Source organism: Thermoprotei archaeon (assembly GCA_038881895.1).
Lineage (GTDB): Archaea > Thermoproteota > Thermoprotei > Gearchaeales > WAQG01 > JAVZOV01.
The window spans coordinates 143,061-164,059 of record JAVZOV010000002.1 but is presented as its reverse complement, the minus strand read 5'-3'; the positions used below and the strand labels follow the sequence as shown (position 1 = coordinate 164,059).

General features: G+C 34.3%; 18 protein-coding genes. 7 read left to right on the top strand and 11 right to left on the bottom strand.

The genetic code is table 11. The annotated features are described in order from the left end of the window. Positions 1–68 precede the first annotated feature (68 nt). Positions 69–1,028: an acyl-CoA thioesterase gene (locus tag QW128_03885; GenBank protein ID MEM3832726.1), complete on the top strand. Its 960-nt coding sequence runs from the start codon at positions 69–71 to the stop codon at positions 1,026–1,028. Between the two features lie 243 nt (positions 1,029–1,271). Then, positions 1,272–1,748 carry a dual specificity protein phosphatase family protein gene (locus QW128_03880; protein MEM3832725.1) on the top strand — a complete coding sequence of 159 codons (477 nt, stop codon included), beginning with the start codon at positions 1,272–1,274 and terminating at the stop codon, positions 1,746–1,748. A gap of 226 nt (positions 1,749–1,974) precedes the next feature. On the opposite strand, the gene gapN is transcribed toward QW128_03880, so the two are convergent. The 5 genes from gapN to coaBC form a co-directional block, all read right to left on the bottom strand. Next, positions 1,975–3,489 carry an NADP-dependent glyceraldehyde-3-phosphate dehydrogenase gene (gene gapN, locus QW128_03875; protein MEM3832724.1) on the bottom strand — a complete coding sequence of 505 codons (1,515 nt, stop codon included), beginning with the start codon at positions 3,487–3,489 and terminating at the stop codon, positions 1,975–1,977. 323 nt (positions 3,490–3,812) lie between these two features. Next, entirely contained in the window at positions 3,813–4,856 is a 1,044-nt protein-coding gene (locus QW128_03870) for an isocitrate/isopropylmalate dehydrogenase family protein (GenBank protein ID MEM3832723.1), read from the bottom strand. A 24-nt stretch (positions 4,857–4,880) separates the two neighbouring features. Beyond that, positions 4,881–6,218, bottom strand: coding sequence for a 2-isopropylmalate synthase (locus tag QW128_03865; GenBank protein MEM3832722.1), 1,338 nt, complete (start codon positions 6,216–6,218; stop codon positions 4,881–4,883). A gap of 397 nt (positions 6,219–6,615) precedes the next feature. After that, positions 6,616–7,338 (bottom strand): carcinine hydrolase/isopenicillin-N N-acyltransferase family protein, encoded by a 723-nt coding sequence (locus tag QW128_03860; protein ID MEM3832721.1) that lies wholly within the window; start codon positions 7,336–7,338, stop codon positions 6,616–6,618. Between the two features lie 2 nt (positions 7,339–7,340). After that, the gene (coaBC, locus tag QW128_03855; protein ID MEM3832720.1) at positions 7,341–8,576 is read right to left on the bottom strand and encodes a bifunctional phosphopantothenoylcysteine decarboxylase/phosphopantothenate--cysteine ligase CoaBC; all 1,236 of its coding nucleotides are present in this window, start codon (positions 8,574–8,576) and stop codon (positions 7,341–7,343) included. 503 nt (positions 8,577–9,079) lie between these two features. Here coaBC and QW128_03850 point away from each other — a divergent pair. Continuing rightward, a complete protein-coding gene (locus tag QW128_03850) occupies positions 9,080–10,012 on the top strand; it encodes a DUF1028 domain-containing protein (GenBank protein MEM3832719.1) in 933 nt (310 codons plus the stop codon). A gap of 62 nt (positions 10,013–10,074) precedes the next feature. Continuing rightward, entirely contained in the window at positions 10,075–10,731 is a 657-nt protein-coding gene (locus tag QW128_03845) for an MBL fold metallo-hydrolase (GenBank protein ID MEM3832718.1), read from the top strand. A 5-nt stretch (positions 10,732–10,736) separates the two neighbouring features. Here QW128_03845 and QW128_03840 read toward each other — a convergent pair whose 3' ends face one another. Beyond that, positions 10,737–11,726, bottom strand: a complete 990-nt coding sequence (locus tag QW128_03840) for an aldo/keto reductase (GenBank protein ID MEM3832717.1) — start codon at positions 11,724–11,726, stop codon at positions 10,737–10,739. 337 nt (positions 11,727–12,063) lie between these two features. Here QW128_03840 and QW128_03835 point away from each other — a divergent pair, with 337 nt between their 5' ends. Both QW128_03835 and QW128_03830 read left to right on the top strand, forming a co-directional pair. After that, complete coding sequence (locus QW128_03835; GenBank protein MEM3832716.1) at positions 12,064–12,858, top strand: electron transfer flavoprotein subunit beta/FixA family protein; 795 nt, start codon at positions 12,064–12,066, stop codon at positions 12,856–12,858. 6 nt (positions 12,859–12,864) lie between these two features. Beyond that, complete coding sequence (locus QW128_03830; protein ID MEM3832715.1) at positions 12,865–13,785, top strand: electron transfer flavoprotein subunit alpha/FixB family protein; 921 nt, start codon at positions 12,865–12,867, stop codon at positions 13,783–13,785. Here QW128_03830 and QW128_03825 read toward each other — a convergent pair whose 3' ends face one another. The 5 genes from QW128_03825 to QW128_03805 form a co-directional block, all read right to left on the bottom strand. Then, positions 13,786–15,045 carry a radical SAM protein gene (locus tag QW128_03825; protein ID MEM3832714.1) on the bottom strand — a complete coding sequence of 420 codons (1,260 nt, stop codon included), beginning with the start codon at positions 15,043–15,045 and terminating at the stop codon, positions 13,786–13,788. A gap of 295 nt (positions 15,046–15,340) precedes the next feature. Beyond that, positions 15,341–16,867 (bottom strand): metallophosphoesterase, encoded by a 1,527-nt coding sequence (locus QW128_03820; GenBank protein MEM3832713.1) that lies wholly within the window; start codon positions 16,865–16,867, stop codon positions 15,341–15,343. A 13-nt stretch (positions 16,868–16,880) separates the two neighbouring features. Continuing rightward, complete coding sequence (locus tag QW128_03815) at positions 16,881–18,224, bottom strand: phosphoglucomutase (GenBank protein ID MEM3832712.1); 1,344 nt, start codon at positions 18,222–18,224, stop codon at positions 16,881–16,883. 73 nt (positions 18,225–18,297) lie between these two features. Then, positions 18,298–18,516 carry a hypothetical protein gene (locus tag QW128_03810; protein MEM3832711.1) on the bottom strand — a complete coding sequence of 73 codons (219 nt, stop codon included), beginning with the start codon at positions 18,514–18,516 and terminating at the stop codon, positions 18,298–18,300. Between the two features lie 189 nt (positions 18,517–18,705). Next, positions 18,706–19,167 (bottom strand): CBS domain-containing protein, encoded by a 462-nt coding sequence (locus QW128_03805; protein MEM3832710.1) that lies wholly within the window; start codon positions 19,165–19,167, stop codon positions 18,706–18,708. Between the two features lie 172 nt (positions 19,168–19,339). On the opposite strand from QW128_03805, the gene nagZ reads away from it, so the two are divergent. Further along, on the top strand, positions 19,340–20,995 hold the full coding sequence (gene nagZ / locus QW128_03800; protein ID MEM3832709.1) for a beta-N-acetylhexosaminidase: 1,656 nt from the start codon (positions 19,340–19,342) through the stop codon (positions 20,993–20,995). Positions 20,996–20,999: the final 4 nt, after the last annotated feature.

Below are 20,999 nucleotides of genomic sequence, written 5' to 3'. Positions count from 1 at the left end.
TATAAGTTTTTGAACAGATTTTTCGGTAAATTAAATTATATCTTTTTTCGTTTCTTTTATGGTGAGGTATGGTTAGGATTAAGGAAACAGAGGTCATTGTAACACAATACGTATTTCCAGAATATGCTAATCCACTTGGTAATCTTTATGGTGGTAGAATGATGCATTGGATAACAATGGCCGGAACATTAACAGCATCAAAAGTTGCGAAGGGATTCACAGTGTTAGCTTCAATGGACAGCATATATTTCTTAAACCCTGTTAAGGTGGGTCATACAGTTATTATTACTGGACGTGTAGAATACATTGGAAGAAGTTCAATGGAGGTCAGTGTTGATGTTGACGTTGAAGATCATATAAAAGGAACGCGCATGTCCGCCACAAAGGCTTACATGGCGTTTGTATCTGTAGATCCTGAAGGAAAACCACGTCCGGTACCAGTTTCATTAGAACCATCTGATGACGAACATGAAATTTACGAAAAAGCAATTGCAAGAAGAAATGCTAGAATACCAAGAATTCTAAAGAGAAAAGAACAAGCGTTAAACATCAGTGATATAGGTAATTTAACATGGAAACTAAAATCGATACGCGCTGTCATGCCTGAAGACGCATTACAAGGCAACATAATGTTCGTAGGGAAACTTTTTATGTATATTGATGAAATTGCAGGCATTTTGGCTACAAAATTCGCTAAAGGTATTGTTGTAACTGGTTCCCTTGATAACATGGAATTCTATTCACCAATAAGAATTGGTGATGTGCTTACATTAGAAGCCGGTGTCACCTGTGTCTGGAATACTTCTATGGAAATTAAAGTAAAAATACTAACTGAATCAATAATTCATAACTACATCAGACATGTAGGTACAGCTTACATGACATTTGTCCACCTCGATGAACATGGAAACCCATCAGCCCTACCTAGATATCAACCACAGACTGAAGACGAAAAACGTTCATGCGAAGATGCAACAAAACGAAGAATAAAAAGAATTGCAGATCTAAAAATGATTAAAAATTATTAAATATATAATATTATTTCTTTAATTTTTTATTTCGAAAATCATTTTAAATATTACATCAGAAAGAACAATCTTTGTATAAAGAGTATGTAATCTGACAAAAATCATGATACTATCGAAACTATTGATAATAGCATCAAAATTTTCTCTTCCGAAATAACTAAAATTTGACATTAGAAAATAATTAATCATAGATTCTATTAAGTTTAATACTCAGTTTTTTAAAAGAATTTATGGAATATTATGATGAGCATCTCATGGATTGTCGATAAGAAATTGGCTGCAGGTAGTATACCTGAAAACATTGATGATCTTGATAAATGGGTAGAGATGGGCATAAGAGCAGTCATGATTTTGATCGAACCAAATGAAGCAACACACTTGGGCGGTATGAGTAATTATTTGAAAGAATTAGAAAAGAGACGTCTTGAATTTGTTACAATACCAATTCCTGATTTCACAGCACCGACTCTAGAGACATGTATACAAGCAGTAAAATGGATCAATGAAAAAATAAAAGAAAAGATGCCAGTCCTAGTTCATTGTAAAGGCGGACTAGGACGAACAGGAACTATAGTAGCTTGTTACCTAATTTCACAGGGCATGAGCGATGAAGAAGCCATAAATTACGTAAGAAATAAACGTCCAGGAAGTATTAGCATGCAAGAACAAATAAAAGCTCTAAGACAATTTTATAAATTTATAAAACACAAAAACACTTAAATGTCTCTTATAATTTAGTAATTTAAAGAAACTTTTGCTTCTTGTGCAGAAAGCAATGTTATGTTGATGGAATACTGAAAAACCTATTTACTTTAGAGTGAATGTTCACGGTTAAATATAAGATTTAGCATATTAAGTATTGTTCTACGATTAAAGTTGGGAGGATATCTGATGTCTAAATATTTATAGCTCTATTAAGGGATTATGGATAATCCATGAAAGCATTTTACAGATATTCCCAGATTCCCTTTCCTTTATAATTGTAAACTATTGTTTTGTAGGCTGTTGTGTATTCTATTGAGTAGCCTATTCCTTCTCTTCCTATTCCAGAAATTTTTCGTCCACCGAATGGGTAATATCCTATACCATGTCTGGGGTAATCGTTGATGTATATTGCTCCTACTTCAAGATGTCTGATTAGGTACCTTATCTTTACTATATCTTTTCCGAATATTGACGCATCAAGTCCATAGAGCCTTTTATTACTTAGCTCTGCCGCTTCTTTAAAGTTTTTTACACTAGTTATTAATGCTATTGGAGCAAAAATTTCTTTTTTAAAGAGCATCATATCCTCAACTTTATCTCTGGGAACTTCTATGAGCGTTGGTTCAACGTATGTAGGTCCCAATCTTTTACCGCCCGCTAATACTTTGCCACCTTTTAAAACAGCATCGTCAATTGCTTTCATCATTTCGTCAGCTGTCTCAACGTCTATTAAAGGTCCCATGTCGACGTTTTCTCTAGGATCTCCTACTTTAACGTTTTTAAGTTCATCAGCGAGTAACTGTTTGAGTTCTTCATAGACTGAGTTTTCAACTAGGATAATTTTTATAGCATCACATCTTTGTCCGGTATAACTGTACACTCCTCTGGCAACCCTTTGGGATGTCCATTTAAGGTCCGCATCCGAAAGCACAATAGCTGCGTCTCCACCACCTAACTCCATTATAAATTGTTTGATTCCGGCTGATTTTAATACTCTTGTACCTGTTTCTGAACTACCTGTGAGGCTTATTGCTGATATTCTCGCATCTGAAACAATTCTATCCATCTCGCTTCCAGGGATCGTAAAAAGTGCTAATGATCTTTTAGGAACTCCAGCTAACTCTAAAATTCTAAATAAAAGAATTGTTGGTATTGGATCAGCCGAAGCGGGTTTGACAACAAAAGCATTACCCACTAATATTGAGTAAGAAAGTTTATTAACAGTATCAAAGAGAGGATAATTAAAAGGTGTTATCGCTAAAACTACGCCAACAGGTTCTCTTCTAACGATTCCTTCTGTTTCAATAGTCTCATCAATCCAATCACCAGGTATATAATCACCTGCAATTTTTCTCAGATCGAGGTTCGAATGCTTTAATCTATCTATAGATGCAGCAACTTCCGCCTTGGCGCTCTGGACAGTCTTCCCAGCATTAATTATTAATGCGTTAACAAAATCCTCTGAATATTTTTCAAGAAGCTCTGCTGTTTTGTAAAGAGCATCTAACCTTTTATAACCAGGCATATTTCTTATATCCCATCTACCATACTTATAAAGAATTTCAAGAGACTCATCTATATCAGTTGTTACTGGTATTGAAACCCTAGATATGACACTTAAATCAATGGGCGATTTCACATTAAACCATTTATCACTTTCAACCCACTTACCAGCCAAGAAAACCTTAAACCTTATAATACCATCGGGATCGACCTTATAAATATCATTAAATACATCAGACAACAATTTCAAAATGGCTTCCCACCTAATTAATTTTGAAGAAACAAAGATATATTCGTAACTCTCTAGTAACTCAAACAAATATGAAACTTATTCTCTAATTAGCTTAATTCCTCATCAGATCGTATATTAAGACAACTCTTTAGTGCCTCTTGATCTTCTCCTCTCTGAAGGACTAGCCCCCCTTCAGGCCTCGCTGTAGTGCATTGCTCTTACATAAGGCTCTTTATATCAATATTATATCTTTATTAGGATTTTTTATTTCACTTCAATTTACGTCATAATACTTTTCACTTAAAGGATCTATGGAATGTAGTGTTACATTGAGTGAAATTCTATTAAGAGGTGAGCGTGCTATCTGTTTTTAATATATTTTTTGTATTGGTAATTATGATTTCTGTTATCTCGTTTGTGTTTAAATTGCCACCAAGGTCTTTAGTGAGGTTATTTGATTTTAATGTTGTGATTACTGCTTTTTCTATTGCTTTGCTTAATGTTTTTAGTTTTTGATCATTTTTCTTTTCGCCTAACCAATCTAGTAAGTATGAGGAGGCAAGAATTGCACCTATTGGGTTAGCGATTCCTTTACCTGCAATGTCTAATGCTGTACCATGCACTGGCTCAAAAAGTGCATATTCATCGCCTATATTTGCGGATCCGCATAGTCCCAAGCTGCCAATCAGACCCGCAACTAGGTCGGAAAGGATGTCTCCGTATAAGTTTAGTGTTACTATAATGTCAAATTCCTCAGGATTTTTTACTAGTTGGTAAGCAGCTGAATCGACTAAAATTTCATCGGCTTTTATTGAACTGTACTTTTTTGCTTCATTGAAAAATATCTCTCTGAATAAGCCATCTGTTTCTTTTATTACTGTTGCTTTATGAACGACTGTTATTCTTTTTCTGTTATTTTTCATAGCATAATTTAAGGCATATTTGACTATTCTTTCGGTAGCTTTTCTTGAAGTTATTTTGAGTGTGATGGCTAGGTCGTTTGATTTCCATTCAGCACCGGAGTATAGGCCTTCCGTGTTTTCTCTGAATATAATTAGATTAAAGTACGGAAATTTGTTGTTAATTATGTTTATGAATGGTCTGAAGTTTATGTACAGATCAAAATGTTTTCTTAACATGACTGTGATGCTTGGGTAGGAACTTTCAGGTAATGTGGCTATTGGTCCTTTGAGTATTGCATCGCATTCTTTAAGTTTTTCGAAGGCAGAATCTTCGATAGGTTTCCCGCTTATTTTATAGAAATTAAGCCCAGCTTTTATTTCTATATACTCTGCATTAAAATTGAGTTCATTTAGAAGTTTTAAGGCTGAGGAGATAACCTCGGGGCCTATTCCATCACCATATATGACACCTATTTTATACTTCATAAGAATTCACTACCGAACTAATTTTTAATGTGAAAATTTTTGATTATGCATTTTTGATTGTGCTTTTTCGAAAAGTTCTGGCATGTATTTAAAGATTAGTTGGCGCATTTCGGTATCTGAGAGTGAGTGTTTTCTGCCGTTGTTGAACATTTGTAGGATTTCGGAGTAGATCATGTTGATTCTTTCATCATTCTTTATATGATCATAATGTATATTGAGGCTGTTAGTAATCCAGTATATTATTCCAGCTCTTCCTGAGTAGGGGTTGATTGCGATCTTTGGTTTTATTCCTAGCACTTTCTCAGAATCAAATGGTAAATAGACTTCTGGGTTTTTAAGTAATCCATCTATGTGAATACCTGCCATTGTTCTGAAAGCATTCTCACCGACCAAAGGATAATGGTCTGGTATGTTTAGACCTAACTTTCTAAAAAGCTGTGCTGCCTCGTTTATAGGTGTTAAGTCTATATCAGCGTTAGTGCCAAATAATTCTTTGTACACTATAAGCATTGCTTCTAATGGACAATTCCCAGCCCTCTCACCTATCCCAAAAAGTGTACAGTTTGAGTACATAGCACCATTTAGCCATGCAGAAATATGATTAGCTACAACTAAATGAAAGTCATTGTGGCCATGGAATTCTAAATACGTTCCGCTTATAGGTGTCTCGTTTATTATAGTTCTGATAAGCTGAGGAATACTTCTTGGTAATGGTACTTCGGAAAATGGTACTCCAACACCTAGAGTGTCTGCTAACTTTATAATAATTGGAAGTGAGTATTCTTCTGATAATTCCTTGACTTTTCTAATAAACGGTATAACCACACGCTTAACATCAGCTCTAGTAACATCTTCAAGAGCAATTTTTAAAGAGATGCCTTTAGACAGAGCCTTTGAGATCACCGATAAATATCTTTCCGTGGCCCTTTCTCTGCTTATTCCTAATTTGTAATAAATATGGTAATCGGAGATGGAACATAACATTACTGTTGTCTTTAATCCAGTCTGTAAAAGGAGCTCCACATCATCACTGTTTGCTCTTATCCATCCGATTGGTTTGGGGTATTCATAACCTTTTGATATTATTTTACTTATTACGGTTTGATCTTTCGAAGTGTATGGAAATAATTCAATAGTTTGGATAATACCTTTTTTTCCAGAAAGTTTATGAAGTATTTCATAGATTTCCAGTGATTCTTCAACAGTTAACGTTCTCCAACCCTGCTGTCCATCTCTTAAAGTAGTATCAGTTAAAAAGATCTTATTCCTAATAGGATCAAATGTTTCATAAGTTAAAATTGGAGGGGAATGATGTGGGAAAACATTCTTAAAAAACTCTAGTGTTGTAGTTTCTGAGTTCATGTCTGATTACCCCATCATGCCACAATCTTATGGAATTAACTTCTTTATATAAGTAGTTATTATCGTTTTTATATAAATTTCTTATGTGAGTTTGCCAATACATTTTTATCAAACCAATAATGTTTTAGTACGCCCAATTTAAATCTTACCCAAGGCAGTTTGATAGACTAATAACCTAATGATGTTGTTTATTACATACTTCGAACAATTGAGAGTTTGATATTTACGAATTTTTAATTATCGCATCTAAGAGTTTTATTTCTTTAAAGTTTCTTACATTCCTTATGATGAGAAACTCTTGAGCTTGAAAAATTTATCTCATACTGTTTTAGAGACCATTTACGCTCAATATTTTAAAATTTTGTAATTATCTAGATTTTTATCATGAAGACTAGTATCAATCTTTGATTGAGAACATAAATTCTTTGTGAGGAATCGTGCAAGGATTTCCTTTAGCATATTTTACAAATAATTTTTTATTTTTATCCATGATGTAGATTGTGCTTGAAAGTGTTTGTCCTTTGTTACCATGCCTGCATATTGATGCTGTTTTTCCATGGTATTTTGCGAGTATTAAAAAGTCATTTAATGTATATTCATTTTTTACTGACAAATAATCTAAAGCAATATTCATCCGTTCTATTGAGTCTTTTGCATAATAATTAGAGTCAAGAGATTCTAGAAAATTAGTGGCTATCATGAGTTTGTTAGATCGTTTTATGCTAATATTTTCTTTAAAGTTCTCTATTTTGACAAGGTTATTCTCATCTCCAAGTACATAAACTGCTGCACTATATTTTCCAGTCTTAGCTTCATCATAAAGAATATTGATGGCATCTTTTAATGTTGTACTATAAGCTAGAGCTTTATATAGGAGTACTCCCCTCGAATTTTCGGTCATGTATCCTAAAATATTGGCAACTGCCCCATATACTCCAGACTTTAAAGAGAATCCGCTGGCTATCCCTTTTGATCGATAATCATAGACTCCTACAATTTTCTCATCCATAATACGCAAATCTTCGCCTGTGAAAGGTTTATCTACTGGTTTATCTCTATTAACCATAAAAATAACTTTTATTAATGAATTAGGATCTATGACACCTATTATCGTGCACATATCTACTCAACCTCTAACATGCTCTTCACTACATTAATAATCTGTTGCGCAATGATTCTTTTAGATGAGAGTGGTATATGCATTATTAAGCCTTTCTTGCCTACTATAAAGACTTCATTAGTATCGGTTCCAAATCCTACACCAGAACGTCCAACGTCATTAGCAATAACTAAATCCGCATTAACCAAATTAAGATACTTCTCTGCTTCCTTTATGAGGACTTCATTTGAAACATTATACTCAGCTTTAAACGTCACCAATAGTATTTTGTCGTTCATCTTTCTTACGTATTCAACTATTTTTGGTGTTGATTCAAGTTCTAGATGTATATTGCCGGATCTGGAATTTATCTTAACAGGGCTTGGATTTTTTGCTTTAAAATCAGCTGGTGCTCCAGCAGCGATGAAAACTTGATAATTAGAATGTTTTAGTTCATTTAGTACAGCATTAAGCATGTCCTCAGTAGTTTCTGCATCAATTACTCGTATTCCACGCCTTGGCTTTACAGTGGAACGACCTAGTATTAGCGTTACGTTTGCCCCTCTTAAATAAGCTTCTTCAGCAATCTGAACACCCATCTTACCGCTGCTCTTGTTTGTTATAATTCTCACAGGATCGATGTATTCAATAGTAGCTCCCGCAGTTACTAAAAAATTCATACCTTTCAAATCCTTTGGATATAAAACATTAATAACATTAAACACAACATCATCAGTATCAGGAAATTTTGCCTTGTTTTCTTCCATTTTTGGTTCTATGATGATTACACCCATGGACTTTAAACGTTCAATCGCGTTGACTATAGCTTTATTCTTGTACATAGGTCCATGCATTGCTGGTGCAATAACTATGGGTGTCTGAGAACCCAGGGCGACTGATGCTGTAGCAGTGACTGGTGTGTCAGAAATGCCGGAGGCAATTTTAGCCAATGTATTAGCGGTACAAGGTGCTATTAATACTAAATCAGTCTTGTCTCCAAGAGCTACATGCTCAATGCCACCAGTAAGCTCAGTCACTACAGGGTTACCCGTTGCCCACTCAAAAACATATGGATGAACAATTTCCGTTGCAGAATGAGACATTATTACATAAACATCAGCTCCAAACCTGATCAATTCCCTGGCAACATCAATACTCCTATAAGCTGATACACTACCAGTAATACACAAGGTTATTTTTCTATTTAACAATTCATTACCCTTAGAACCTCTGATCAACTCCTTATCAGAATATTTCATAATAATAATACAGAGATGGACACAGATAAATATTCATATTAAATTATTTAAATAGATTAAATAAAAACATTACAGAAATGCGACAGGAAAGCCTAGAGCTTCAGTTCTGGGATGAATCGTCGACAGGTTTAAATAAATGCTTAAACAATGTTTTCTTGAGCGGGTCGCTCGCATGTGGTTCGGAAGTCCGAAAGCTGGAATAAGGCTCCGAGCCGAGAAAGGGGGGATGGTTCCAGCAAGCGGGCCATGGGCTACATGTCCATGGCGGGGGCTGCTTTGACACAGCCCGGAACTCGGTATGATGAAGGCTTGAGCCTGAGGAACCGAGAATCTCCCGGCTTCAGCCGTGGAGAGTGTCAAAGCCCTATAACGATTTACTCCTTAAAATTGATTCTTCCATCTCCATAGTTGTACTTAGCATACTCTCTCGAGTTACATTATGTTGATCTTCTACAAACACTAAAAATTATATACATTAGAGTTTATTTTAGTTAGGTGATTATATGAAAGTTATTAACATGCCCTCTCTTATTAACAACAACGTAAACTTATTAAGAATAATGGCAACTTTTTCGATAGTTGCGGCTGATCCTGAGATGGGAGATTTAGGTGTAGCTGTCGCATCGAAATTTATCGCAGTAGGACATGTTGTTCCGTGGGTGAAGATTAAAATAGGAGCTGTAGCAACTCAAGCATTGGCTAATGTTAAGTATGGTCCTACTGCATTAAGATATTTATCGCGAGGTTTATCACCATCTGATGTGATAAAAAAGCTTATTGAGAAAGATCCAAAACGAGAACATAGACAAATCGGCGTAGTTAATATGAAAGGAGAAGCAGCGGCTTATACTGGTTCGCAATGTCTTTCTTGGGCGGGGCATATTGTCGGTAATGGATATGCAGTTCAAGGTAACATATTAGCTGGTGAAAGTGTTATACAATCTATGGCTAGTGCATTTGAAAAAACGTCCGGAGAGTTAGTTGACAAATTATTAGTATCTCTAGAAGCTGGTGAAAAGGCCGGCGGTGATAAGAGAGGTAAACAGTCAGCAGCTATAATAGTAATGAGGGAATGTGGAGGATACGGTGGTTGTAAGGAAGGCGTCGGAAGGTATGTAGACATCAGGGTAGATGATCATCCTGAGCCAGTTTCAGAGTTACGAAGGATATTTAAGTTATGGGATTTAACACTGTTATCAAGAGAACCCCCATCAGCTGTATATGAATGGGACCATGTGTGGGATAAAATTGCTATCGCATTAGTAAAACTTGGATACTTAAAAACTATGCCGAAAAGTTCAAAGAGTATAAAATTAAAGAAAGCTTTTGAAAGATGGGTGGGAGAGAATAACTTTGAAAATAAACTTAGAAAAGATGGAAAGGTCTGGATCTCAATCTATGAACAATTAATAAATGCAGCGCAGAATATTCAATAGCATTTTCATATTTTAGAGCAAGTTTATTTTGTTCATTTAAAGAGAGTACATAGGTGAGGTGTTTGAAAGTTAAGACATTTGTTATTGGCCCACTGAATACTAACTGTTATGTAGTATATGAAGATAAAGAGGCCATAATAATTGATGTTGGTGGCGATCCGACACCAATAATAAACTTTCTTGATGATGAATTGATTAGACCAAAGTTGATATTAGCAACACATGGTCATTTTGATCACGTCTTAGGTGTAAGTATTCTTAAGAAAAAATATTCTATACCATTTATGATACATTCAAAAGACGTGACCTTTCTTAGGAATATTAAAGGAATAGTTAAAAATTTAATAGAAATGTATGACGTTAGAAGTGTTTTAAGCACATTAGATTATGTTGAGGATCCTAGACCTGATAGCACCTTTAGAGAGGGATCCATTATTAGTGTGGGAAAGATTTCGTTAAAAGTATTAGAAACACCAGGACATACTCTGGGTAGTTCATGTTTTCTTAGTTATAATACATTGTTTAGTGGCGATACGTTATTTAAGGGTTCCATAGGTAGAATGGACTTCGGTGGTGATGTAAATCTTATGAAAATAAGCTTAAAAAAATTGAAGAAGTTACCAGATAATTTTATTGTATATCCAGGGCATGGTCCTGTTACTACCTTAGGTTATGAAAAAACAACGAATCAGTTTTTGATTAACCCAGACATGCTCTAAAGTGTTCATTTGAATTTTATTGTTTCATTTATACTTTCGTCATTTAATTGTTTATAGTATTGCTTGTAATAAATGTTGATGAATTTCAGATCATCAGTCGATAAGTCTGGATAATCTACTGCTCTTACAAATTCTTCTAATTCATTTAAATTTGATATGCTAGGTATTACTGATGTGACCTTCTTTTCTGATAGTACAAATTTTATTGCCAGTTGCGAGAGTTTCATATTTTTAGATTTTGCAAATTTTAATAATTCTTTACTATTTTCTATAGCTCTCTTTATCCAGTTAATATCTTTTAAACTTCTATGCAACTTTGGATCATAAGTTATTGGCCATTTGCTTTCTAGTAATACGTCTGATGCATGTGGGACTCGTATAAAGTGTCCTATTTGATCTGAATTAGGAAAAGATAGGAAATCAATTCCAGGTTGTTGTTCAATTATGTTGTAAATATATTCTAAACCTTCATAACCTTGCCTAATTGCTTCAAAACCCTCTTCTTTCCATCCTAATGTCGGGCCTAATGCCACGCCGATTAATCTTACTATACTGTCCTTTTTAAGTTGCATCAGGAAATCCCTAACTATCTGATTTTTAATTATCCCCATTTTAGGATTATGTAACATTAGTATATCAATGTAATCTGTATTTAATCTTTTTAGTGATTGCATTACTGCAAAGTTTAAGTATTCTATGCCAAAGTTTTGTTGAGCTTTTCCATCTTTTTTATTATAAAAATCATAACCAATTTTCGTTAGTATTATTATTTTGTCTCTTTTAGACGAAAACACTTTAGCTAAAATTTTTTCACCTTCTCCGTCAGCGTACATATCAGCAGTATCGTAAAAATTTATTCCAAGAGCATAAGCTTTCTTTAATAAATCTTCAGCTTTATTAACGTCTGAACCCCACCAATCAGTAATTACTGACCAAATGCCAATACCTATTTCCGATATCTCTATTTTTGTATTTGCAACCTTTCTATAATTCATATACCTAATAGTTTTGCTTTAGAATATAGCTTTTCCGTCACGTTAAAAACATCTCATGATTCTTTTCCATTAGAGGATCGATGAGCCGCATGTTAATCAGTACCATCAATAGCTTGTTTATGATATGACAGTAGTCTTAACCAAGCTAATAATATAACAATTCAACTGATTATGTATATAACAAAAGTCAGGATTAAGAGAATTGATTCCTAAGATTTTAACTGAAAAAGAACGCAATAAGCACATGTTCAGTAGTATTAGTTTCAACACATAGAGTGTTCATTAGTTAAAAAATTAAGTATATATTACGTTTGGATTTTTGGATTGTGGTGATCAAATGAAGTTTGGTGTATTGTTAAAATTATCTCTTGACATGTCTCAGATTAAACTTAATGAAGATGGAAGACCTAAAATCGAGACGCCCCTTCGTGTAAATGATGTAGATAAAAACGCATTAGAAGAGGCTATACGGTTCAAAGAAAAAATTGGCGGTAAAGTTACTGTTTTAAGTATTATTAAATGGGGTCCTAGAAGTGTTCGAGAGAGGGAAGTCCGTGAATTAATTAAGAGTGCTCTTGCGATTGGTGCTGACGAGGCATATGTGATAGATGATGAGAAAATATACGATACGGATCCATCGGTTACAGCTTTTGTTCTGGCTGAATTGATAAAGAAATTAGGAGGTTTTGATATTATTTTCGCTGGTGAAGGCACTATTGATAGTTTTAGCTCTCAAGTTCCTTATAGGGTAGCTGAAATATTGGGTATAAGAAGTGTGGGCTATGCAAGAAAAATTGAGATAATAAATAATAATACATTTCGTGTTTATTGTGACTATGAAGATTATATCGAGGTTGTAGAAGTTAATTCTCCTTTGTTGATTACTGTTACTCAAGAAATAAACACGCCTCGCCTGCCTACTATAACACAGATATTAGCAGCATCAAGAAAACCATTTGTTAAATGGAATTTGAATGATGTTGGTCTGTCTGGGATTATTAATGTTGTGAACATAGTTGATATGAAGCCTCTTAAAGTTGAGAGAAGAGGAATTAGAATAAAGGGTGATACACCCCAAGAAATTGCTAAAAACCTTGTTCAAGCTCTTTTAGTTGAAAAAGTTATAGGGTGAAAAATAATGTTAGCTCTTGTTTTTTCTAACAGAAGCGATCATATCCTTGGTCTTGTTGAATTCTCAAAAAAGATAGCTGATGAGATAATAGGCGTTATAGCTTCACCTAATCCTGAGGAGCAGATATCGTTTTACGGTTATGCAGGAGTTAAAAAAGTTTATAAATTACAAGATGAAATAAACATTGATAATATTGTAAATCTTTTTATTCATATAGCGAGCGAATTAAAACCAGGTATCATTGTACTCTCAAACACAAAAATTAATAAAATAATAGCTTCAAGAATTGCTCAAAGGATCGGCTCATGTTATTTAAATGATGTTAGTGAAGTTAAATTTTCGAATAGTAAACTTATTTATCAGGTTCAAGCATTAGGTTCTATGGTCATGAAACTTGCTGAGCCATTAACTGCTACTGTTGTTGTTACGTTTTCTCCTCCAGTAATTAAAAATGTTCAAAGAGTTGAAGCTAAAGTTGAAGTCATCGAATTTCAATCCAGCGTTCAGGGTGTTAAGATTGTTGATCGTGTTAAGAAAGTTGCTGAAAATGTTAACATTGAAGATGCTGATATCATAGTGAGTATTGGGCGTGGTTTAAAGTCTAAGGAGGATTTGAATATTATTTATGAGTTAGCAAAAGTTTTAAACGCAGAAGTTGGTTGCAGTAGGCCTTTAGCAACAGATCTGAAATGGATGGATGAATCGAGATGGATCGGCCTATCAGGTAAAAAGGTGAAACCTAAGTTGTATATAGCAATTGGAATATCCGGCCAGCCGCAGCATATTGCAGGAATTAATAAATCCAAGATAATAGTGTCAATTAATAAGGATGAAAACGCGCCCATTAATAGAAATGCTGATTATGTGGTTGTCGCAGATTTGTACCAGGTAGTTCCTGAGTTAATAAACATTTTAAGAAAATCATAATCATTCTGGAATCTCTATTTTCTTAGGATCTTTCCAGTTAACAGCCATTAGCACTTCACTACTCTCTGGTTGTTGAGAGATTAAAGGAAATGTTTGCCAATCATTGGAAACTTGTCTCGCAAAATCGAAAATTTCTTCGTGTGTAGGGCTATATACTAACGCTTCTTTCATCAATATGGAGCTATTATAATTCGGTTGATGGACCCCAAGTCTTATACTTATTCTTGGTGCATATCCGCTTATTGCGAAACCTTTAATTTCTAAGAAGTTCGGATTAGATCTTAGAACCAACTTTCTATATCCCTCAGGATTTATCATGTTAACACCTTTGACAGCTGTTATTCGTATTACAGTCCTGCAAGGTAATTTTCCTAACATCTCAAGAGTTTTGTTTAATCGTTCCCAATGTGCATAGGATGACATCATACGTGGATAGACCGTTGAAGTCACTTTTATATAAGTTTCTGGGTCTGGTGCTGCTAAAGTAACATAGAGCTGAGTAGGTAGGTTATCAGTTTTCCATAATTCCTCTATTCTCTCAGGAAATGTTCCATTTGTGACTAAAAATGTTGATATACCTCTTTTTCGAAATTCAGTTATGACTTCTCCTATTCTGGGATACATTATAGGTTCACCATCATATGATATAGCTACATGTTTAGGATGCATAGCCTCTTTATGAACCTTTAAGATGTCATCACGCGTCGTAACATATTTTTCAATAATCGCGCGCGCATCACCATAGGTTAGATTTCGTGATATTGATTTATCGAGAAGATATTTTTTGTCAATCTTCTTAACAATACCAGCATTAGCTAGATCAACCAATGCACCTCTAACTTTTGTACGTGATATGGTAACCACATCACTTATTTCACCAACACTTACTGGTTCATTAAAATTTGAAAGCACTTTTACTATCGAAATCATGTTTTCATAATTTTCTAAGGATTTTTTTAGACTCTCTGTAACAATTAACACCTGGTTCTTAATTAAATCGTTAACTATTTCAGCTGGTTCATCGAAAAATTTGTATGATCGTTCTCTATTTTCCACATCTCTCCAGCAGAAAACACAGTGGAGATTACAACCCTTATAGGTTGTTGACTGTATACAAAGATGACTTTTTATTCCAAAAGGTGATTTGTAGCACATTCTTCTACCACCAGTTCTGAGACTCTGTTCAAACCAGTAACATGGCTTATATGCTGCATGTTTGTATCTCCCTATCAATATTTCTCTGTCTGCAAAGAATGCCATTCAGACACCTCTCCCAGAATTTTTCATTATACTAAATTAAAAAGGTTAACTCTCTTCATTGCTGAATTTAAGGGGTTTTCTGTTGTTTCTGTTTGATGTTTTGTTGTATTGGGTTCTGGGATTTGTTAAACCAGCACCTGCATGAACATATAGCTCGCTTGGAAGCTACTCGTTCAAATTCCACAATTTAGACCTATCAACAACTTATACAAGAAACAAAGCCCTAAACTTTCCTATCAAGCACTACATAAAAATATATTTTTTACTAACCGCAAACAAACTTGATATGAAGAATTTAAAATACAGCTTTTAATAAGGTCATATCCTTAAGATTAACAAAATAACATGTTCCGACTGATGGGTTTAATCCTTTCATTTTTTGTTTAATTGATTGTTCTTGCCATGATCCACTATTTATTAATAAAATATTCTTATATAACTTAGCAGCAGCCGCAATATGAACGTGCCCCATGTGCATTATGTCAGGCATGACTGTTATCACGTTGAAATCATGAGGATATGGAGCAACAATAACCTTACTATTAATAGGAATTATTAAATTTCTACGAAGAAGAAGCGATTCCATTGCATCAATAATACCTTCGCTTGTAAAACCTTTTAATGTGTATAATTCTACAGCATCGTCAAGTCCTCTACCATGAGAAACTAAAATATCAACACCAGCAATTCTAATAAAACTAGGATCACCTAACATACGAACATTCTTCATAGAATAAAGTTTTTGAGCGAACTCCCTAGGTATAGGTGGTGATGGAGCGTATAATCCAGAAACATCATGTTCGCCGGGTATCAAAAAAATAGTTATATCCTCAGGAATGCCGGAAAGAAGTTCAGCTAACATTTTATACTGTTCATCAACATTCATTGTTAATAATTCTTTTTCTTGATCTTTATATACACCGAATCCATCAACTAAGTCTCCAGCGATAATTATGAAGCGTAATTTCTTAATAATATTTCTAAGCTTAGGATCATCAGTGTTACCTTGCACAGTATTAATGAATGTTTTAAAACGATTTTCAACAAACTTTAAACTACCAACATGAAGATCTGAAAGAAAAGCAACGTAAAAATCATCATTCGGTCTTCTAATAGGTTTTAATGTTATACCAGGTAAAAGTATGTCATCAACTTCGAATTTATCATTATTTAAAACACCCACAAGACCAATAACTTCATTCTCTGCTATCCATGCAGCCTTTTTAAATGCTTGAGATGATGATGGAACTTCAGCAATAATCCTATTAACAGTTCCACTTTCTTTATCTTCAATCGTTATATCCTCAAGAACAATTTCAACCTTTTTACTGTTTCTTGTGACAGATAGCACGAGTCCATATGTTGCAGTCTTTCTTTGTTGAGATGACTCATTCTCAAAAAATCTTTTAACACTTTTCTTAATATCCTTCAATGGAACTGCATAACGCATGTCAGGTCTTTCAAGAAGAATCCTTTTCAACTTCTGATATCTATCAATAAGTAAGCGCGAATATCCATCAATAAGTTTCATAGACCTATCAACCTTATAACCCGTGAATGTAAACTTAATTTCAAAATCAACATGCCAAGTTTTCAACTCTCTTATAATCATTTTCTTATCTTTAGAACCGCTTAAAGTCAATGCATTACTAATGTGAGATACATTAACCACAACAGGCTTCGGACTGATACTATCCAAATATTTCAAAACCACCTCTATTACATTATCAACATCCGTACTGCCCATGATTAATTTAATAGCTTCAGGAGAGATTAGATAACCAGAATCTTTAAATTTCCTGACGATTTGTTCAACACTCATTTTTAACACACCATTATTTCTTTAACCCCTTTCCTATTATCTCCTGCGAAATTTTCACAATGTATTCTAAATCTTCAACAGTGAAACCTTCGGCATATAAGCGAACTTTGGGTTCAGTTCCTGAAACTCTTACAAGAACCCATCCTCGCTTTGTCTCGACCTTTACACCATCAATATCAACAACATTAATAACATCTTTAAAAGCAGATGACAAATTCTCTTTTATAAACTCCATAAAAACGTCCCTCTTGATATTATCATGATAAAAACTTAACCTAACACCAGGATAAACTGGTATTTTCTCCTCATTCAGAATTTGTCTTAACCGTTTTCCCTCAGATACCATAAACCCAATTAATTGTCCAGCAATATAAATACCATCTTGCCAAAAACCCCATGAAGGGTCAATGATCTTCCAAGGCTCAGCAGCAAGCACAACACCAGAACGTAACTTCGCATGCGTTTTACCAAGTTTTGTAACTTCAATCCGCCCACCAGCACGTTCAACAACTTCTCTAACAGACATCGAGGTATCAACAGAAACCACAACAATACCACCATTATTTTCCTCAACTTTCCTCTTAGCCATAAAAGCAATTATCGTACTCATATCGACAAAATTTCCATTCTCATCAATAACAGCTAATCTATCCCCATCACCATCATGAGCTAATCCAATATCAAAACCCAAATTCGTAACACACTTAGAAAAACATGATAAAACATCAGGTCTAGGCTCAGCCTCACGTCCACTAAAAAATGGATCAACATAATCATTTATGACATGCACATCAGATAATGTCCTGAGAATTCTAGGAGTGTATAAACCAGTAACACCTCCACCACAATCAATAATTATCCTAGGCCTCCATAATCTTTTGACAGACAACGTACTATACAAATCCCTAACATATACATTTGACACATCATAAAATTCGACTCGGCCATGTTCACCATGGGGGCCATTACTATTAAATTTGTTCATAATCGATTCTATAGCTTGTTCTTCATTCTCTATACTTTCTCTGCCGCCACTAAAATAAACTTTGAACCCATTAAACTCTGGTGGATTATGACTAGCAGTGACCATAATTCCTCCTGAAGCACCAAAATACTTAACAGAATATGCCATCACAGGTGTGGGAACCATACCGACAACAGCAGCATCTAATCCAGCACTAATAATACCAGAGATGATAGACGTTCCAAGAAGCTTTGAAGTATTACGACCATCCCACCCAACAACAATAAAACCATGATTCACATAACTAGCAACAGCAAAACCCAACCTTACAGCTAAATTACTAGAAATTTGAAACGGATAAATACCCCTTATACCAGAAGTGCCAAATAGCATCTTATTCCCTACTATAATAAGATTATCAATAACTTAAAACTTATCCTACCCATAACTTGATGCACCTTATAGCTTATTGATACAACTGTGCACGAGCTCTTTTCTTCTTCTTTAGAACCATATTAACTATCTCCAAAAATTCATTTATGCTTATTAAACCTCTCATTAAAGCCTCATCACAATTCATACCACTTCTTCTCTCAATTTCCCTATCTATCTCCAATCTATCCTCATGAGTAGTTTCATAAAATAGTCCAAGATTCATAAGCCACTCTCTAACAAGACGGCTCATACGTATCTATTAACTCCAACTAGTTCTATCTTATATTTTTTATTGCATAACACGATTCTTCCTTACTTTTTTAATGTTGCAGTAGCAAGTACCAATCCGCATATCATTCAGTCCAAGACAAACCTTAGAGAGGTTAAGAAGCGTAGAACCTAGAAGCTTGTTAGAAAAAATTAAGTTAGAAATTAAATCTTAAGTCTCTCTTTCCGTGTTAGCTTGTTTTTTGAAGTAATTCTCTATGCTTTTTAAAATTCTTTCACTTATTGTGTAGAAGTATACCGCTAAATCTCTTGCAGAAATGATGCCAATTACTTTTCCTTCTTTATTAACAACTGGTAAGTGTCTGATGTTCTTTTCTCTCATCAGCAACGATGCTTTAGATAGATAGTCCTCTTCATTAATAGTAATAAGATTCCTTGTAATTACTTTCTCTAAACGTTCATTTGGACTGACTTCATTAGCTACAATCCTGACTACATCTCTTTCGGTAAATATGCCTGCAAGCTTATCATCCTCCACTACTAAGACTGACCCTATATTCTTTTCAATTAGTATTTTTGCTGCCTCAAGTATTGTTATTGAAGGCTTTACTGTTACTAGCTTATCCTTAGGCGTCATTAACTCTTTAACCTTAATTTTTATTGCATAAGACATTTTTCCAAACCTTATACACAAAAACTTTAAAAATACTTTTCGAAGAATAGTTAAAATTATTAATAAACAATCAAATTATCCAATAAAATTGATAGAGTGACAAGAAATCTTGCTTTCAGAAGAGAGTGAAAGTTTATTTAAATATTAGTGCTTTAAGTATAAGGAGATATGCTTGGGATATCGAAAAACGCTTCAGGATGAAGAGAAATTTAGCAATCAGATGAGTCTTGAGGAAAAAGTTGGTAATTTGTTTATGTTTGGGTTTGACAATACTGGTGATAGTACAACAGTTACGGAAGAATTACGAACTCTCATCGAGCAGTATCATGTTGGGGGAGTAATTTATTTTTCTAGAAATTTAAAGAGCGCTAAACAAGCTGCTGAGCTCTCTCAATCTATACAATCAGTAGTGAAGCGTAATCATAAACTACCCATTATTATAGCTGCAGATCAAGAAGGTGGTAACGTGGTTAGATTAAAGGATGGTACAATATTTCCTGGTAATATGGGCCTTGGTGCTATAAATTCTAAAAAAATTGTTTATGAGGTGAGTCGTATTATCGGTAGGGAGTTAATATCGGTAGGAATAAACATGAATTTGGCACCAGTCTTAGATGTAAACACGAACCCTAGAAATCCTGTGATAGGTATTAGATCATTTGGTAGCGATCCTGAAATGGTTGCGTCACTAGGTGGAGCATATATTGAAGGTCTTCATTCTGAAGGTGTGCTCGCTGTTGCAAAACATTTTCCAGGACATGGTGATACATCGTTAGATTCACACTTAGATCTTCCAATAGTAAATAAGGAACTCGATGAACTAATGAAAATCCATATAAAACCATTCATAGATGCGATTAATATATTTAATGTCGATGCTATAATGACCGCGCACGTAGTGTATCCAGCTCTTGATAAGGAAAATCCTGCAACCCTTTCAAGTAAAATATTAACAGACTTATTACGTAAAAAGTTCGGATTTAATGGTGTTATAATGACAGATGATATGGAGATGAAAGCAATAAGTGATAGATATTCACCTAGTGATGCCTCTATTAAGGCTTTAAAAGCAGGCGCCGATCTTTTACTTTTCTCTCACACATATTCTAAACAGGTTGAAGCTTATAATGCCGTTCTCAAAGCAGTAGAAAATGAACATATCACAAACAAGGAGTTAGATGAAAAAATCAGAAGAGTTCATCAACTTAAACTTCGCATTACAGATCACATGAGCAAAATAGATCCATTGATTGTTGGTAAAAAGGAACATCGTGATTTTGAATTAGAGGTCGCTAAAAAGTCTGTCATATTATTAAAAAATGATAACCGAGTACTACCAATTGAGAATAAGCGAGCTGTTATAATTGTTGAATCAAAAATAGGTGTTTTATTACAAGTTGAAGAGAAACAACAACCACTATATTTATCTGAAGTACTTAAAAATTCTCTTAAAAAAATAAAAAGCATAATTATTAACAAGGATTTAAGTAACAATGATTATAGCAAAGTTTTTAAACTTTTAGAGGATGATAATACAGCTGTATTTTTAGCTGTAATTTTGTCCAAAGAAGACGCCGAATTCTTTAATAAAATAGTGCGAAATAATAAATATGATAATGATACTGTAACAATCCTTTTAAAGAATCCTTTCCTCATAAATTATTTAGATACCAATCTCAGTGATTCAATAGTAATAGGATATGCCCATACACCATGCATGATTGTTGCAATTAGCGAACTTATTACAGGAAAAATTAAGCCTAATGGTAGATTGCCAGTTAACCTGAACGAAGAGTATAAAATTGGTTATGGGATGAGAGATTTTTAGGTGA

Bases quoted from the DNA above. Each gene is read 5' to 3' on its own strand.
- QW128_03885 (MEM3832726.1), top strand. From the start codon at position 69: ATGGTTAGGATTAAGGAAACAGAGGTCATTGTAACACAATACGTATTT.
- QW128_03880 (MEM3832725.1), top strand. From the start codon at position 1,272: ATGAGCATCTCATGGATTGTCGATAAGAAATTGGCTGCAGGTAGTATA.
- QW128_03870 (MEM3832723.1), bottom strand. From the start codon at position 4,856: ATGAAGTATAAAATAGGTGTCATATATGGTGATGGAATAGGCCCCGAG.
- QW128_03865 (MEM3832722.1), bottom strand. From the start codon at position 6,218: ATGAACTCAGAAACTACAACACTAGAGTTTTTTAAGAATGTTTTCCCA.
- QW128_03860 (MEM3832721.1), bottom strand. From the start codon at position 7,338: ATGTGCACGATAATAGGTGTCATAGATCCTAATTCATTAATAAAAGTT.
- coaBC (MEM3832720.1), bottom strand. From the start codon at position 8,576: ATGAAATATTCTGATAAGGAGTTGATCAGAGGTTCTAAGGGTAATGAA.
- QW128_03850 (MEM3832719.1), top strand. From the start codon at position 9,080: ATGAAAGTTATTAACATGCCCTCTCTTATTAACAACAACGTAAACTTA.
- QW128_03840 (MEM3832717.1), bottom strand. From the start codon at position 11,726: ATGAATTATAGAAAGGTTGCAAATACAAAAATAGAGATATCGGAAATA.
- QW128_03835 (MEM3832716.1), top strand. From the start codon at position 12,064: ATGAAGTTTGGTGTATTGTTAAAATTATCTCTTGACATGTCTCAGATT.
- QW128_03830 (MEM3832715.1), top strand. From the start codon at position 12,865: ATGTTAGCTCTTGTTTTTTCTAACAGAAGCGATCATATCCTTGGTCTT.
- QW128_03825 (MEM3832714.1), bottom strand. From the start codon at position 15,045: ATGGCATTCTTTGCAGACAGAGAAATATTGATAGGGAGATACAAACAT.
- QW128_03820 (MEM3832713.1), bottom strand. From the start codon at position 16,867: ATGAGTGTTGAACAAATCGTCAGGAAATTTAAAGATTCTGGTTATCTA.
- QW128_03815 (MEM3832712.1), bottom strand. From the start codon at position 18,224: ATGCTATTTGGCACTTCTGGTATAAGGGGTATTTATCCGTTTCAAATT.
- QW128_03810 (MEM3832711.1), bottom strand. From the start codon at position 18,516: ATGAGCCGTCTTGTTAGAGAGTGGCTTATGAATCTTGGACTATTTTAT.
- QW128_03805 (MEM3832710.1), bottom strand. From the start codon at position 19,167: ATGTCTTATGCAATAAAAATTAAGGTTAAAGAGTTAATGACGCCTAAG.